The organism is Ornithinimicrobium carbonis (assembly GCF_050703245.1).
Lineage (GTDB): Bacteria > Actinomycetota > Actinomycetes > Actinomycetales > Dermatophilaceae > Ornithinicoccus.
On sequence record NZ_CP192647.1, the window covers coordinates 1,673,074 to 1,688,450 of the forward strand.

A 15,377-nucleotide genomic window follows, 5' to 3' on the forward strand; every position below is an offset into this window, starting at 1 on the left:
CCGCCCCACCGTCGGGGGACCTCATGCCAGGGCCTGCGCTGCACCACATGATCGCCGAGCGACTCAAGGGCGCGATCCATACCGACGCAGGGCTCGGCGAGAGCCTGACGCCCGCGGAGTATGCCGACCTGCAGTCCCTGCTCGCGGACCCGAAGAACCTGCCCTACTACTTCGTCGGCTGCCACGGTCCCGACCCGTTCTTCTTCAACACCAAGGACGTCAGCGGGACCCTGGCCACGTTCGTCGCGGCCTACAACGACGTCGCCGACTTCATCGCGGACTTCGAGAAGATGCTGCTGGACGCCGTCCCCCAGCCCGTGCTCGACGCGCTGGCCGCCTTCGACGAGTTCGCCGACGACGTGATCCAGGACTCGTCATTGCTGTCGGAGATCCAGCAGACCTTCGACGACCTCAACCAGGTGCTGCAGGGCTTCGCGGCCCTGCTCAGCGAGGCGCTCAAGCGGTTCGTCAGCGAGTTCAACCTCTTCGACCTCGTCTCCCACCCGTACCGCGACGGGGAGAGGGAGGGGGAGTGGTGGTGGTTCGACGCCATGCACTACCGCCGCACCGGCAAGTTCGCGTCAGCGCTGCTCGAGGCGACGCGGGGGGCCTCGGGACCCGAGCACCTCTACGCCCTCGGCTACCTCACGCACGTCGCCGCCGACACGGTGGGCCACGCCTACGTCAACCTCTACTGCGGCGGTCCCTACCGGAGCCAGGCGCAGCGGCACAAGACCGGTGAGAACTACCAGGACGTCTCCAACCTGCTGCAGGAGTTCGGCGTCGACTTCAACCACTCCAAGCTGCACCATCTCTACAACTTCAACTTCGACGGGGGTCCCGACCCGGACGCGCACACGGTCATGCCGCCCGACCTCTGCGCCCTCATCGCCGACACCCTGAACGCCGTGTTCCAGGAGGACGGCGACCCCGACCCCGACTACGCGACCCGCATCACCGCAGGCGACGTGGACGACACCTACCGGCTCTGGTACCGCTTCATGAAGGGGTTCACCGAGACCGGCACCCTGCCGCCGCCGGTTCCCTACTCGCTGACGGCCGAGCTGCGCGAGGTGTGGGACAAGGCGGTCGACAACCTCGGCGACGTCGGCGACTTCCTCAAGGACGCGATCGACAAGACGTCCGGCTTCGGCATCCTCTCGATCTTCCTCGCCCTGGCGGCGGCCGTCGCGGCGGCGGTGCTCGCCGCGGCAGCCATCGCGGACGCGGTGGCGGGCGGCCTGGCGACGCTCGGAACCGCGACCATCCGGTATGCCGCGTGCCTGATCTACGAGCAGCTGTACAACGCCTTCCAGACCTTCCGCCTCGCGCTGAGCCTCAACGGCCTCGGGTTCCCGATGGTGGAGCACCTGACCGAGCCGCGGCTGCGGCAGTTCGCGTCGCCGGACCAGGACGACCCGACCGGCGTGGACGCCAGGGACGTCGCCCCCTTCGAGCCGCTCCTGCGCTTCACCGCCGACCTCCTGCCCGATCCCCTCGCCGTCATCTTCCACCAGGAGCGGCACCTCATCTACCCGCTCACGGACGGGGAGAAACGGGCGGTGCGGCCGGCGCCGGCCAGCTACTTCACCCAGCCCGCCACCCATCCCGCCTTCGGGCGCATCCCGCTCGACCGGGACCTCGTCGAGCAGCTGGTCGACCTGGCAGCGACCGGCACCGCCGACGAGGACGAGCTGCTGGCCCTGCTCGAGGGTCGGACGCTGGGCAACGCGCTCGCTCTCAGCGCCGAGCTGTACGACCGGTGGTTCCGCGGGGCGAGGATCCCGGACTTCAACCTGGACTCCGACCGGGGCTACGGCTACCTGTGCTGGGCACAACCGGGTGACACGCCCCACGAACCGTCCCCCCTGCGGACGCACGACTCCGCGGGCGACCCCACCGAGGTCGAGCTCCACGTGCTGCCCTGAGAGGAGTCGGCCATGTCTGACCTGCGCGAGTACCTGCACGAGGTGCAACGCCGCCGGGCCGCGTACGACGAGGAGTCGGTCTCCGACCTGGCCGGTCTGTTCCGGGAGCGGGACCGCAGGCCGCCCACGATGTTCCACGACAGCTCCTTCCTCTACCTGCGTTCCTACAGCGCCGACGAGGGCGTCCGACCCCTTCCTGGCGTGACCTTCTGGCTCTCGCCGGACCTCCTCGTCCGACCCGTGACGAGCACCGGCGCCTACACGACCACGCTGGTGGCCGGCCAGACCTACGTCCTGACGGCCCTGCTGCGCAACCGGGGTGACCTCGCGGTGCCCAGCGCCAAGGTGGAGTTCTTCCTCACCGACCCGACCCTGGGTTTCGACGTCCGGTACGCCACCCGGCTCACCCGGCTGGAGACGGTGCCGGCGGCGTGGGTGCCCTCGGGAGGCTCGGCCTCCGTGGACTTCCGCTGGACGGTCCCGGCCTCGGAGTCGGGGCACAAGTGCCTCTTCGCACGAGCCTTCTCGTTCTCGCCGCTGGAGCTGCCCCTCGACGACCATGCGCTCGACCCGCGGCTCGACCGCCACATCGCCCAGCACAACCTGCACATCGTCGGTCAGGCGCAGCCGTTCGGCTTCACCGTGGTGCACCGGCCCACCGCGCGGCTGCGGCTTCTGCTCCAGGCGCTCGAGCCCGAGCAACTCCTGGCCCTGCAGCACCCGGTGCTGGCCGACGTGACGCCGGCCCGGGAGTTCCGCCGCGAGGGACTGCTGCGTCAGGCGGGGATCGACGTGGTGGAGTCGCCGGGGGACGTCGGCCTGGAGCCCGAGGAGGACAGCCTGATGCTGTCGACCCACGACCCGGAGGGCCCCGACCCGGCGGACGTCCGAGAGCTGGAGGGCGCCCTGCGCGAGGTCCTGCACGCGGTCGCGGCCGGCAGGACGACCATGGCGGCGAACCGGGACCTCGTGCAGCGCTACCGGGAGATGAACACCCACACGGGCCAGAGCCGTCTGACGATGACCACGCCAGACCTCGGACTCGGACGTGGCGAGGCGGTCGCCCTCACCCTCACCGCGACCGACGACAACATGCCCGAGCCCGAGGTCGCCGGGGGAGTGACCATCGTGCTGACCGGGTAGGCGCCCCTCACCGTCGACGACAGGTCACCAACAAATCCACAGGAGGACGCATGCGTTCGATCGATCTGCTCACGATCATCTCGCGGGTACGGCCGGAGGTGTGGGACGTCATCGTCCCGCGCTACTCCGTCGTGAAGACACGAGCCGATGCCGTCGCGCTGAATCCGCAGCCCCTGCCACCTCTGCCCCCTCCTGACGCCTTTCTGGTCGGTGCCGCCGAGATGGCTCACGCGGTCACCAGGATGGCGGTCGAGGCAGAGGTCCGAGGGGAGTCCGCCGCGTTCGTCGACCAGCTGATCGAGGACTGGTGCGGAACGCCGTGGCCACGGAGGTGGCCATGGCCCTGGCCGGACCCACGGACCGCAGACGGACCGATGCCCGACCCGTGGACCGTCGGCTCCGGCCGCATGGTCGGGGCGATCGTCTTCGCCTCCGTCGGAGCGAGGCTGGAGGAGGGCGACCTGCGCACGTCGCTGCTCGAAGGAGCCGAGAAGCTGGCCGAGGCGGCGATGCCGGGCTAGGCGCGCCGTTCCAGGCCGTCGTCACCCACGTCGACCGGCCGACCGAAACGTGCAGACGTAGGTGGTGACGGTGCAGCCGCCGTCCATGGCGATGAACGAGCCGGCTGCCGAAGCAGCGGTACGACCCGGGGCCTTCGTGCGACGGGGACGTGCAGTGACGCGCGGCCCAGGGCGGGTGGACACGGGAGAACAACGGGCGCCTGTGCGCGATGTCACTCCGTCGAACGGGAACCCGCCAGCCCCCACCGCCACCACCCCCTCCGGCGGCGTGTGGTGCCCGAGGCCTACGCGGTGCGGTGCGGGCCGGGGGAGACGTCGAGGATGAACCCCCGGCTGCAGGCACCCCGCGTCACGCTGCGACGCACCGGGTGAGCCGGTCCGGTTCGGAAAGGCGGCCGCGTCCTCGGGCACGCGCGCGAAGGGTCGGTCCCTCGAGGTGGTGCACGTCGGTGCCGGTCCCCACCCGGGTGAGCTGCTCTGCATACCCGACCGCGCGTCAAGGGGGTGGACGTCGGCGAGCTGCACGACGCGCCGAACGTCCGCCCCGTGGTGCGGCACGTCCGCGGCAGGCCGAGGTTCCTCTACCAGGGGCGGCATGCGCCGCGGGGCGCGCCTGCTGTCTCAGGCACGATCCTCGGACCGCAGGTAGACCACCCCGATCGCCGCGAAGACGAGCATCTGGGCGGCCTGGGCTAAGTCCTGCGGACGTCCGGGGAACGCGAACAGCAGGACGGTCAGCACGACCACGGCTGCGGGCAGCCACCGGGGCGCGGTCCCGGCGCGCAGCAGCGCCACCGCCAGCAGCAGGGTGCCGACGGTGAAGGTCAGGAACCCGACCATGTGCAGGAGCAGCCCGTGCCCGGGGTTGGCCTCGGCGTGGGCCAGCAGCGCCGTCCCCTGGTCGGGGGAGAGGACGGCCGGGTCGGTGGCATGCCAGACGAGCGAGGCGAAGGCCGAGGCGCCGAGGGCGAACACGACCGCGCCGACGGAGGTCAGCGCGCCGCCCGCGGTGGCCCAGGCACGGCCCCGGCCGCGGACCAGACCCCCGACGACCACGGCCAGACCGGTACCGACCGCGACCATGGCCAGCGCGTCCGCGAGCAGACCGGCCCAGGCCGCGTCGCGGATCGGCGCCAGTGACGCGTAGCTGAGGTCGTTGCGCTGCCCCCAGGGCACGAAGACCATGAGCACGACGATGGTGAGCGCCCCGGTGATGAGCGCGGCAGCGGGCAGCGTGTGCCGGTTCGGCGGGGCGGCCCTGGGGTCGGCGTGGCGGGCGAGGTGGCGGTGCGGGTTTCCTTGCCGTGCGCGGTGGTCATGACGTCCTCCTGGTGCGTGGTCCCTTCCTGCCGACGCTAGGGATCGGAGCGACCGGGCACATCGTGGCCAGCGCTGGTGTTCACGCCCGTGCCAGCACGGAGGCCCGGCGCCCGGGCCACCCCTAGAGTTGACCCATGACGTGGCCGCGTCGACTCGCGACGGCCGGTGCGTTGCTCACCGGCGGGATGCTGATCGCCGCCCTCGTGCTCGGCCTGATGGCCCCCACGCCCCCTACGCTGCTCGCCCTCGCGGTGGGGGTGTCCGTGGTGCCGCTCTCGACCGTGCTGGGTCTGCTCGTCGCGCGGGGCACCGGAGGCAACCCGGTGGGCACCTGGTTGATCCTCGTCGGCCTCACGGTCATGGTGACGGTCACCGCCGACGTCGGCCGGCGGGTCCTGGGCGGCCGTCCCGAGCTGGCAGAGACGCTGGCCTGGCTCGTCGCGGTGCTCGCCGAGAGCGCCTGGTGGGTCCTCGCCACGGTCGCCCTCCTCCTTCTGCACTTCCCGGACGGACGGTTGCCGTCGCGGCGGTGGCGCTGGGTGCCGTGGGTGCTCGTCGCGGGCGTGCTGGTGCTGCAGGCCCGTGGGGCACTGGCGGACGAGCCGTTCCGGGAGCCGCTGGAGGGCCTGGCGCGGCCGTTCGGGCCCGTGCCGGCCTGGCTGGACGCCCTGTCCCTGCTGGCACTGGTGGTCGTGCTGTTCCTGGCGCTGGCCAGCGCGCTCTCGCTGGTGCGGCGCCATCGGCGCAGCGACCTGCGGCAGCGGCGGCAGATCCGCTGGCTGGCCGTCGGCGGGCTGCTCGTGGCCGCCTTTCCGCTGCTTTGCCTCGTCGAGATCGCGGTGTGGGGGCGACCTCTGTGGCTCAGCACGGCCGTCGGTCTCGCGGGCCTCGTCGCCATCCCGGCGACCACCGGCATCGCCATGCTCCGCCACGATCTGTACGACGTGGACCGCACCCTGGCCGGGACGGTCACCTGGGGTCTGGTCTCGGCGACCCTGCTCACCCTGTATGCCGTGGCGACCGTGCTCACCGGCGTGACCCTCGGGCGGGAGTCCCCGCTGGCCGCCGCGACGGCCACCGCCCTGGGCGCGGTGCTGCTCTCACCGCTGCGGGCCCGGTTGCAGGCTCAGGTGGACCGGCGGATCTACCCGCTGCGTCGGGCGGCCTACGCGGCGCTGGAGCGGCTGCAGAGCGACATCAGCACCGGGCACGCTGCGCCGGAGCAGCTCGACGACGTGCTCCGCACCGCGCTCCGAGACCCGGGACTGCGTGTGGGCTACCGGGCGCCGGGAGGTGCTGGCTTCCGGACCGTCGACGGGCGGGAGGTGGTCGCGGGCGGCGTGGCGGTGAGCGTGGGCGGCGAGCAGGTGGCCGCCCTGGTGCCCGGCACGGTCCAGCTGAGCGAGGAGCTGCTCGAGCAGGTCGGACGACGGGCCGCGGGTCTCGTCGAGATGGTGCGGTTGCGCCTGGAGCTCGCGGAGGCGCTGCGCCAGGTGGAGTCCAGCCGGGCACGGCTGGTGCAGCTGGGCTACGAGGAGCGCCGACGCCTCGAGCGCGACCTGCACGACGGGGCCCAGCAGCGCCTCGTCTCCCTGGGCATGAGCATCCGGCTGGCCCAGCGTCACCTGGGCGACGGGACGGTGGACGTCGACGAGCTGCTCGACGAGTGCGTCGCCGAGCTGGGGACCGCGGTGGCCGAGCTGCGCCGGCTGGCGCACGGCATACGCCCCAGCAGCCTCGACGACGGGCTGCCCGCCGCCCTCGCCCGCCTCGTGCGCGCGGTCCCCGTCGAGGTCGACCTGCGGGTCCAGGACGCGGTGCTGCCCGACGACATCGCGACCACAGCCTACTTCGTCATCAGCGAGGCGCTGGCCAACGCGGTCAAGCACGCCGGGGCGAGCCACATCGGGCTGGAGGTGCAGCGGTTGGACGGCCACGTGGTGGTGCGGGTCAGCGACGACGGCCGGGGCGGGGCGACCCTGGCGGCGCAGTCCGGTCTGGCGGACCGGGTGGCCGCGCTCGGCGGCTCGCTGAGCGTGGCCAGCCCGCCGGGGCACGGGACCGTCGTCGAGGCGGAGCTGCCGTGCGCGTCGTGATCGGTGAGGACTCCGTGCTCTTCCGCGAGGGGCTGAGCCGTCTGCTGGAGGACGCCGGCCACGAGGTCGTCGCCAGGGCCGGTGACGCGCCCACGGTCGTGGAGGCGGTGGAGCGAACCGATCCCGACCTGGCCGTGGTCGACGTGCGGATGCCGCCGGACCTGACCGACGACGGTGCCCGGGCCGCCAGGGTGCTGCGGGAGCGGTGGCCCGAGCTCGGCATCGTGCTGCTCTCCCAGCACGTCGAGTCCCGGCACTCCGTGGAGCTCGTCGCCCGCGGGCGCTTCGGATATCTGCTCAAGGACCGGGTCCTCGACGTGGACGAGTTCCTCGAGGCGCTGCGGCGGGTGGCCGCCGGCGGGTCGGCGCTGGACCCTGAGGTCGTGACCACCCTGCTGCGCGGTCGTGGCCGGGCCGACCCGTTGACGCTGCTGACGCCGCGGGAGCGCGAGGTGCTCGCCCTCATGGCCGAGGGGCGCACCAACGCCGGCATCGCCGCGCGGCTGTGCCTCAGCGACCGGACGGTCGAGACCCACGTCGCCAGCATCATGGTCAAGCTCGGGCTGCGGGAGTCGTCCGAGCACCGACGGGTGCTGGCGGTGCTGACCTGGCTGGGGCTTCGCCCGGAGACGGGTGAGGGAGGGGCGGTGCGCCGCTGAGCCGCACGTCGTGTCCTGCTCGGGGCCGTGGATGACGGGCCGGGTTCGAGTCATGCCGTGCCGAGCGCGGTTGCTCCGACCCCGACCCTGACCCGCCACCGGGGCGAGACCGTGGTCGTCGTGCGGGGCGGGTCGGCCACCGAGCCGGTGCTCTTGCTCGTCGACCCAGACGGCACGAGCATTCACAGCCTGGACGAGAGCGACTGAGCGAGGAGCCCTGCACCGCCACCACCCCCTCCGGCGGAGTGGTGGCGCCCTGGCGCGCTCGGCGCTTGAATGGCGTATGCCGCACACCGAGCCCAGCACCGCGGGCGCCCCGATCCAGCCGCTGCCGACGTCGGTGACCGGGTTCGTCGGGGCCGCCGACGCCGGGCCGGTCGACATGCCAGTGACCGTCGCCAGCGCGGGGCACTACCACGCGATCTTCGGGCCCAGCCTGGACGCGGACCGCCCGCTGGGCCACGCGGTCGACCTGTTCTTCGCCAACGGCGGGAGCAGCGCCGTGGTCGTGCGAGCGGCCGGACCGGCGCCCGAGCAGCTGGTGCCGGTGCAGGGTCCGGGGGGCTTGCACGCGCTGGACGGCACCGGGATCACCGTGCTGGCGCTGCCCGGCCTCACCGCGGCCCACCCCGACCAGGTGGGTGTCGCGCTCGGGTGGTGCGCGGCACGCCGCGCGGTGCTGCTGCTCGACCTGCCGCCCGGCCCGTGGGGACCCGTGCCCGAGTCCGCGCTGCAGCAGGTGGGGCAGGAGCGGGAGCGGGCGACGGCATACCACCCCTGGGTCGTCGTCGGCGGGGTGGGCGTGCCGCCGTCGGGCGCGGTGGCCGGGGTGGTCGCGCGCACGGACGCGGAGCGTGGGGTGTGGAAGGCGCCCGCCGGGGTCGAGCTCCGCGGGGTGGACGGGCTCGCCGAGACGCTGGCGGGCCCGCAGGTGGACCTTCTGGTCCAGGCCGGGGTCAACCCGCTGCGCGATCTGCCCGGCCGGGACTTGGTCGTCTGGGGCGGCCGGACGCTCGCAGGAGCCCTGGCGGCGGACCCGTTCGTGCGCTACCTGAGCGTGCGGCGGCTCACCGACCACGTGCTGGGCTCGGTGACCACCGGGCTGGAATTCGTGCAGGAGGAGCGGAGCGAGCCGGCGCTGTGGGGGCGGGTCCGGCAGCTGACGGAGGACTTCCTGGATCAGCTGTGGCGGCGGGGCGGGCTGCAGGGGGCCAAGGCGGAGCAGGCGTACGGGGTCCGCTGCGGACCCGGGGAGACGATGACCGAGGCCGACGAGCTGACCGGGCGGGTCGTGGTGCGGCTGTGGTTCGCCCCTGTGCGGCCCGCCGAGTTCGCGGTGCACACGGTGACCCTGCAGACCCCGGTGGCGTCGGGGGAGGGTATGCCGCCGGCGGAGTCCGCCCCTCCGGTCGCCTCGAGCCTGGTGGTCCCGGCCGTCGTCGAGGAGCCGGCCGCCGTGCGGCGCGTCGACCTGCGGCGGGTCGTGTCGCGCTACGTCGGGGAGACCGAGAAGAACCTCGCCCGGCTCCTCGACCGGGCGCAGGAGACGGGCGAGGTGCTTCTCTTCGACGAGGCGGACGCGCTGTTCGGGAAGCGGACGGAGGTGCGGGACGCGCACGACAAGTACGCGAACCAGGAGGTGAGCCACCTGATCGAGCGGATGGCGCGGGAGCGCGGGGTGGAGGTGCGCTGGGAGCGGGGGAAGCGGCGGAGGCGGTGGCCGCGCCGGAGGTGGTGAGCGGGGCGGGGGGTGTCGACGACGTGCGCCGGCGCTGGTTCGTCCGGTCCGGTCAGGAGGGGGGAGTCGCGGTGTTGGTCTCGTCCGCCTCGTATGCCCCGTCCGCCGCGTATGCCCCGTCCGCCGCGTATGCCCCGTCCGCTTCGATCCACGCGAGCACGTCCGTCGGGATGCGGCCGCTCATCGCCGCGCCCACGTGGTTCTTGCCCTCGTAGAGCCGGACCGTGGCGTCGGGGATGAGGTCCGCAGTCTCCTGCACGGCGGCGGGGGAGAAGAACTCGTCCTCGTCGCCGCACAGGATCAGGACAGGTGCCTGGATGTGCGCGAGGACGTCGCGGGCGTCGAAGGCGGCCTCGGCCCGGGCCTCCACCAGCAGGTCCTGGGCGGGGACGGCCGAGCGGGCGAACAGCTGGCCCGCCACCGGGCCGAGGGCCCGGCGGAGCCAGGCCCGCCCGGGTCCGGGCACGACATACTCGAGGAAGACCTCGCCCGCCTGCGCGTGCCGGCCCTCCCCGCGGGCGGTCGCCCAGCGCACGTCGAGGTCCTTCCCCTCGTCGCTGATGGTCGCCGCGGCCAGGGCCAGGACGACCCTGCCGACGCGCGAGGGGTGCCGGGCCGCGAGGTACTGCGCGATCATGCCGCCGTAGGACTCGCCGACGACGAGGTCCACGTGCCCGCCGAGCAGCTCCTCGATGAACTGCGCGTGGTCGTCGGCCATGTCGGCCACGGTGTGGGTGGTGGGCATGGAACGACGGCGGGTGACGATCCAGACGGTGTAGCCGGCGCGGACGAAGGGGGTGTGCTGACGGGTCATCACGCCGGCCATGGGACCGGTCGGGATCTCGCTGCCCGGCCCGCCGGGGATGAACAGCAGGGTGCGGGGTCCGTCACCCAGCGCGAGGTAGTCCATCCCTGTCGAGGAGGCACCTGAGCGACGTGGCACGGCCGGTCGGCTGCGGAGCAACCCCCTCCCCAGGACCGCGACGGCGCCGATCGCAGCAGCTCCGATGGCGGCGGCACCGACAGCCACCGGCAACGCTCCTCTGCTCATCCTTGCCAGCCCTTGTCGTCATGGAACGCCTCCTGGTGCTTCCATGATGCACCCGGGTGATCGGCGTCGCGCACCCGCACCCTGTCCCTGCCAAGGCGTGCCAGCAGGTGCTGTCGCCCGGGGAGGAGACGGCAGGTGTCTGGCCCTGCGAGATGACAAAGGAGACGGCAGGTGTGTCGGACCCGTCTCGTACGTTTGTCCTATGAGGGAGTCCTGGGGTGGGGAGGTGCTGCGGACCTCGGCGGGGGCGCTGGTCGGGGAGGGTCGGCTGCCCGCTGCGCGGTTGCCGGGGGAGCGGGTGGTGGGGTGTCTGCGGGAGGCGGGCCGGGAGGCCACCCTGGCCGACCTGGCGGCTCAGGACGTGGCGCTGGTGCAGGACGTCGAGCTGGACGCGGCCCTGGGTGCGGTGTCGGTGGTGGCGGGGGCGGTGGAGCGGGCTCGGGTGCGGCTGGCGGTGGAGGCCGCCGGCCGGGGGCTGCCCACCGCGGCCGGGATGACCCTGACCGACTGGTTGCGCGCCCGCTGCCCGGAGGTGCCCCGGGGTGTGCTGCACGACCTGGTGCGCCTGGCCCGGGCCGGGCAGGAGGGGGTGCACGCACCCCTGCTGGAGGGGGTGCTGTCCGGCGGCATGCCGCTGGCCCGGGCGGCCAGCCTGCACCGGGCGCTGGCCCGGATCCGGGGGGCGCTGTCCCCGCAGGACTACGAGCAGGCGGTGGGGCTGCTGGCCGACGCCGGGTGCAACCCGGTGTTCGAGGAGGGGGACGTCGCCCGGGTGAGCGGCCGGTTGCTGGCCGCGTGCCTGCCGGAGAAGGAGCACGAGGAGCGGCGCCGGGCCCAGCACCAGCTGCGCGACGTGCACGAGTCGTCCCTGGCCGACGGATCCGTGCAGCGGATCATCATGACCTTCGGGCAGGACGGCGACTACCAGGCCGTCCGCGCGATCCTGAGGTCACCCCTGGCCGCGCCGGCCACCGCCGAGGAGGTCGAGGCCACCGGCCAGCAGGACACCCGCACCCCCGGGCAACGGCGGTACGACGCGCTGATGACGGTGCTGCGCCGCGGTGTGGCCGGCACCAGAGGTGAGCCCACCACGCCCAAGGCCACCGTGGTGGTGACCATGGACCTGGACACCCTGCGCGCCGACCTGGCCGACACCGGTGGGCTCGTGCCCGGGTGCGGCGCCACCCTGGAGGGCGACCTGGTCGCCGCGGAGTCGGTGCGCCGGCTGGCGTGCGAGGCCGACCTGGTCCCGATGGTCCTGGGCAGCGAGGGTGAGGTGCTGGACCAGGGCCGCCGCAAGCGCCTGGTCACCCCCGGGCAGCGCCTGCGCCTGGCCGTGCGCGACCGCGGCTGCACCATCCCCGGGTGCACCGTCCCGGCGACCTGGTGCGAGGCCCACCACATCGTGCCCTGGGCCCGAGGTGGCCGCTCGGACCTGTCCAACTACGCCCTCCTCTGCCCACGCCACCACACCTGGGTCCACGACAAGGGGCTCACCGCCACCATCACCGCCCACGGCACCACCTGGCACCTGAGATGACCCCGCCCCGCACCCGGCCCACCACCGGCCGGGCCACACCCATGCCCCATCTCATCCCCGAACAGCGGGTCGCGGCCGTGCCCGGTCTCATCCCCCACCGCCGGGCGCAGCCGTGCCCGGGTGCCTCCCGAACCGCCGGCCCTCGGGCATGCCCCGGGCATGCCCGGTGAGTCTGGGTGGACGACAGGTCCGTATGCGGCGCCCCGGACTCTCGCGTGTCTAGCCTGGGGTCATGAGGTTCGGCATCAACATCCCCCCGTTCACCGATCCTGCCCGGGTCGTTGGCTGGGCCCGGGAGGCCGAGGTCAGCGGCTGGGACGGCGTGTTCCTGTGGGACCACGTGCAGTGGCGGCCCGGGGCGGCCCCGCTGGACCCGTGGGTCATGCTCGGGGCGCTGGCGTCCGTGACGGCGACGGTCCGCCTGGGCACCCTGGTCACCCCGCTGTCGCGCCGACGCCCCTATGCCGTCGCGAAGCAGCTCACGACGGTGGACCGGCTCAGCGACGGCCGGGCGGTGCTCGGGGTCGGCCTCGGGGAGCCGCCGGACCGGGACTTCGCCGACCTGGGGGAGGAGTCCGACCCGCGCCTACGCGCCGCGATGCTGGACGAGGCGCTCGACGTCGTCGACCAGCTGCTGCGCGGCCCCACGGACGTCGACGGCGACCACTACCGCGTCAGGGCCGACCTGCACCCACGCCCGGTGCAGCAGCCCCGGCCGCCGATCTGGGTCGCCGGGGTGGCGCCCCACCGCCGGCCCCTGGCCCGGGCCCGTCGCTGGGACGGGATCGTGCCGATCGGTCGCGACGACCACCTCACCCCGGCGCAGCTGGCCGACTACCTGGCCCTGGACGGCACCGGGGCCAGCCCGGGCTGGGACGTCGTGGTGGACCCCGCGTCGGGCGTGCCCGTGCAGGAGTACGCCGACGCCGGAGCGACCTGGCTCGTCCGTTCGGTCTCTCCCACGGAGGAGCGGTGGGAGCACCAGGTCGACGCGTTGGTCCGGGAGGGCCCGGTCACCAGTTCCGGCTGAGCGCGTGCACCCGCTCCGGCTGAGCGTGCACCAGCTCCTTCGCGACGCCCCAGGTGTGCCTTGGCACGACACACCACCGCGATGGCGACGAGGAGGCGGCGCATGACGCATACCGTGGACGGATGGGACCGGCGACGACGCCGGGTGGTGGATCGACGCCGCCCGTGACAGCTCGTCGGCGCCCCGGTCGGGGTGCCGGCGTGAGGCCGCTCGCCCTCGTGCGGTTCCTCCTGGTCGCGGTCCTCTTCCTCGAGCTGGTCCTGCGAGCTCGGACCGAGGCGCCCTTCCTGACCGTCGGGCTCGTCTGGGCCGCGGTCTTCGCCGGGGTCGCAGCCCTGGTGATCTCGCTGGTGGCCGGCCTGCTGCCCGGGCGGGCCCGCGACGCGGTGGTGGGGCTCGCCCTGGCGTTCCTCACGCTGCTGTTCATGTCGCAGCTGATCTACTACGACATCTTCGGCACCTTCTACACCGTCTTCTCCGCCACCAACGCCGGACAGGTGGCCGAGTTCGCGGCCGACATCGCGGGCAAGGTCGGTGAGAACGTCTGGTGGCTGCTGGCACTGTCCGTCCCGCTCGTGATCTTCCTCGCGTCGCGGTGGCGGGCGGGCGCCCGCCCGCGTGCCTCCTGGCGGCAGCAGGCCGTGACAGTGGGACTGCTGGCCCTGGCCGTCGGCGTGGCCCTGGCCGGGATCAACCTCGGCGACCGGGGGCAGAACAGCGCTTACGACATGTACTACCGCGACCAGCACCCGGTCACGGCGGTCAACCGGCTCGGCCTGGTGACCACCATGCGGGTCGACCTGCAGCGCAACCTGCTCGGCCTCGGTGGGGAGGAGCCGCCTCCTGCCGCGGTGGCGCCCCCACGGCATACCCCCGACGGGGCCGGCACCGAGCAGCCTTCCGCGGAAGGGGCCAGGCAGACCGCGGGTGGCCGGGCGGAGCCCACCCGGGAGGCGGTGGTCGAGCACAACGTGCTGGACATCGACCTCGAGCGGCTCGCCGCCGAGGAGGACGACGAGGAGCTGCGCGCCCTGCACGAGTACTTCGCCGCGCGGGAACCGACCGCCCAGAACGAGCACACCGGCCGGTTCGAGGGCTACAACCTCGTGTTCGTCACCGCCGAGGGCTTCTCCCACCTCGCCGTCGACCCCGAGGTCACGCCCACGCTGCACAAGCTGACGCAGGAGGGGTTCCGGTTCACCGACTTCTACACCCCCCTGTGGGGCGTGAGCACCTCGGACGGGGAGTACGTGGCCACCACCGGGCTCATCCCGAAGAGCGGGGTCTGGAGCATGTACCAGTCCGGCGACAACGCGATGCCGTTCGCGATGGGCAACCAGCTGGGCCGCCTGGGCTACGCGACCTTCGCCTACCACAACCACACCTACGACTACTACCGGCGGGACGTGTCGCACCCGAACCTCGGTTACGACTACAAGGGACTGGGCAGCGGGCTGGACGTGACCCCCACCTGGCCGGAGTCGGACGTGGAGATGATCGAGCTGACCGCGGCCGAGGTGCTCGAGCAGGAGCCCTTCCACGCCTACTACATGACCGTCAGCGGACACCTGCAGTACAACTTCGGCGGCAACTTCATCGCCGCGAAGAACCGTGAGCTCGTCGAGGACCTGCCCTACTCCGAGGCGGGCAGGGCCTACCTGGCGACGCAGATCGAGCTGGACCGGGCGCTGGAGCTGCTGCTGGAGGAGCTGGAGGAGGCCGGCGTCGCCGACCGGACGCTCATCGTGCTGAGCTCGGACCACTACCCCTACGGGCTGACGCGGGGGCAGATCGAGGAGCTGGCGGGGCAGGAGGTGGACGACGTCGAGCTCTACCGCAACGGCCTCGTCGTCCACGCCGAGGGGATGGAGCCCGAGACGGTCGACGAGCCGGTCTCCAGCATGGACATCATCCCGACGGTGTCTAACCTCATGGGCCTGGAGTTCGACTCGCGACTGCTCATGGGCCGGGACGTCTTCTCCGACGCCGAGCCGCTGGTGATCTTCAGCGACCGGAGCTTCCTCACCGACAAGGGGAGGTATGACGCGGTGGCCCAGGAGTTCACGCCCGCCGAGGGGGTGGAGGTGCCGGAGGGCTACCGGCAGGCGGTCTCCGACGAGGTCGACCGGCGGTTCTACTACTCGGCGATGGTGCTGGACCGCGACTACTACGGGGTGATCGTCGACCGGTGAACGGCTGATGTCGAGCGTGACCACGACGACCGGCAGCCCTCGGCCACGAGGTCTCTCAACGATCCCCATCCAGCAGACCCGTCCACGGGTGGGGGAGCGCCCGTCGACACCGACCCCTGGGTAGGCTCGCCGCACCCCGACCCTGCTCGACGAGGAGAC

Annotated in this window: 11 protein-coding genes; 9 read left to right on the plus strand and 2 right to left on the minus strand. The window is 73.0% G+C overall.

The window, feature by feature from the left end; all coding sequences use genetic code 11:
• The first annotated feature begins 47 nt into the window (after window positions 1–47).
• Genes ACQ95T_RS08375 through ACQ95T_RS08385 form a run of 3 tightly spaced genes read left to right on the plus strand, consistent with a single transcriptional unit; the run spans window position 48 to window position 3,592 of the window.
• Complete coding sequence (locus ACQ95T_RS08375; RefSeq protein ID WP_425940985.1) at window positions 48–1,928, plus strand: zinc dependent phospholipase C family protein; 1,881 nt, start codon at window positions 48–50, stop codon at window positions 1,926–1,928.
• Between the two features lie 12 nt (window positions 1,929–1,940).
• Entirely contained in the window at window positions 1,941–3,071 is a 1,131-nt protein-coding gene (locus tag ACQ95T_RS08380; RefSeq protein WP_425940987.1) for a hypothetical protein, read from the plus strand.
• A gap of 50 nt (window positions 3,072–3,121) precedes the next feature.
• Entirely contained in the window at window positions 3,122–3,592 is a 471-nt protein-coding gene (locus tag ACQ95T_RS08385; RefSeq protein ID WP_425940989.1) for a hypothetical protein, read from the plus strand.
• 621 nt (window positions 3,593–4,213) lie between these two features.
• On the opposite strand, the gene ACQ95T_RS08390 is transcribed toward ACQ95T_RS08385, so the two are convergent.
• Window positions 4,214–4,777 carry a DUF4386 family protein gene (locus ACQ95T_RS08390; RefSeq protein ID WP_431473749.1) on the minus strand — a complete coding sequence of 188 codons (564 nt, stop codon included), beginning with the start codon at window positions 4,775–4,777 and terminating at the stop codon, window positions 4,214–4,216.
• Between the two features lie 269 nt (window positions 4,778–5,046).
• Between ACQ95T_RS08390 and ACQ95T_RS08395 the strand changes: the two genes are divergently transcribed.
• From ACQ95T_RS08395 to ACQ95T_RS08405, 3 genes are all read left to right on the plus strand, one after another.
• The gene (locus ACQ95T_RS08395; RefSeq protein ID WP_425940993.1) at window positions 5,047–7,008 is read left to right on the plus strand and encodes a sensor histidine kinase; all 1,962 of its coding nucleotides are present in this window, start codon (window positions 5,047–5,049) and stop codon (window positions 7,006–7,008) included.
• Window positions 6,996–7,667, plus strand: a complete 672-nt coding sequence (locus ACQ95T_RS08400; RefSeq protein ID WP_425940995.1) for a LuxR C-terminal-related transcriptional regulator — start codon at window positions 6,996–6,998, stop codon at window positions 7,665–7,667. Before ACQ95T_RS08395 ends, ACQ95T_RS08400 begins: the two co-directional genes overlap by 13 nt.
• Before the next feature lie 283 nt (window positions 7,668–7,950).
• Entirely contained in the window at window positions 7,951–9,405 is a 1,455-nt protein-coding gene (locus tag ACQ95T_RS08405; protein WP_425940999.1) for a phage tail sheath subtilisin-like domain-containing protein, read from the plus strand.
• A gap of 52 nt (window positions 9,406–9,457) precedes the next feature.
• On the opposite strand, the gene ACQ95T_RS08410 is transcribed toward ACQ95T_RS08405, so the two are convergent.
• Window positions 9,458–10,315 (minus strand): alpha/beta fold hydrolase, encoded by an 858-nt coding sequence (locus ACQ95T_RS08410; RefSeq protein ID WP_425941001.1) that lies wholly within the window; start codon window positions 10,313–10,315, stop codon window positions 9,458–9,460.
• A gap of 343 nt (window positions 10,316–10,658) precedes the next feature.
• On the opposite strand from ACQ95T_RS08410, the gene ACQ95T_RS08415 reads away from it, so the two are divergent.
• The 3 genes from ACQ95T_RS08415 to ACQ95T_RS08425 all read left to right on the plus strand — a co-directional run bounded on the left by ACQ95T_RS08415 (window position 10,659) and on the right by ACQ95T_RS08425 (window position 15,218).
• Entirely contained in the window at window positions 10,659–11,996 is a 1,338-nt protein-coding gene (locus ACQ95T_RS08415; protein ID WP_431473750.1) for a DUF222 domain-containing protein, read from the plus strand.
• Between the two features lie 232 nt (window positions 11,997–12,228).
• On the plus strand, window positions 12,229–13,026 hold the full coding sequence (locus ACQ95T_RS08420; protein WP_425942848.1) for an LLM class flavin-dependent oxidoreductase: 798 nt from the start codon (window positions 12,229–12,231) through the stop codon (window positions 13,024–13,026).
• A 200-nt stretch (window positions 13,027–13,226) separates the two neighbouring features.
• Window positions 13,227–15,218 carry an LTA synthase family protein gene (locus ACQ95T_RS08425; protein WP_425942847.1) on the plus strand — a complete coding sequence of 664 codons (1,992 nt, stop codon included), beginning with the start codon at window positions 13,227–13,229 and terminating at the stop codon, window positions 15,216–15,218.
• Window positions 15,219–15,377: the final 159 nt, after the last annotated feature.

Coding starts and splice junctions, on each gene's coding strand:
- ACQ95T_RS08375 (WP_425940985.1), top strand. CDS start 48: ATGATCGCCGAGCGACTCAAGGGCGCGATCCATACCGACGCAGGGCTC.
- ACQ95T_RS08380 (WP_425940987.1), top strand. CDS start 1,941: ATGTCTGACCTGCGCGAGTACCTGCACGAGGTGCAACGCCGCCGGGCC.
- ACQ95T_RS08385 (WP_425940989.1), top strand. CDS start 3,122: ATGCGTTCGATCGATCTGCTCACGATCATCTCGCGGGTACGGCCGGAG.
- ACQ95T_RS08390 (WP_431473749.1), bottom strand. CDS start 4,777: ATGGTCTTCGTGCCCTGGGGGCAGCGCAACGACCTCAGCTACGCGTCA.
- ACQ95T_RS08395 (WP_425940993.1), top strand. CDS start 5,047: ATGACGTGGCCGCGTCGACTCGCGACGGCCGGTGCGTTGCTCACCGGC.
- ACQ95T_RS08405 (WP_425940999.1), top strand. CDS start 7,951: ATGCCGCACACCGAGCCCAGCACCGCGGGCGCCCCGATCCAGCCGCTG.
- ACQ95T_RS08410 (WP_425941001.1), bottom strand. CDS start 10,315: ATGGACTACCTCGCGCTGGGTGACGGACCCCGCACCCTGCTGTTCATC.
- ACQ95T_RS08415 (WP_431473750.1), top strand. CDS start 10,659: ATGAGGGAGTCCTGGGGTGGGGAGGTGCTGCGGACCTCGGCGGGGGCG.
- ACQ95T_RS08420 (WP_425942848.1), top strand. CDS start 12,229: ATGAGGTTCGGCATCAACATCCCCCCGTTCACCGATCCTGCCCGGGTC.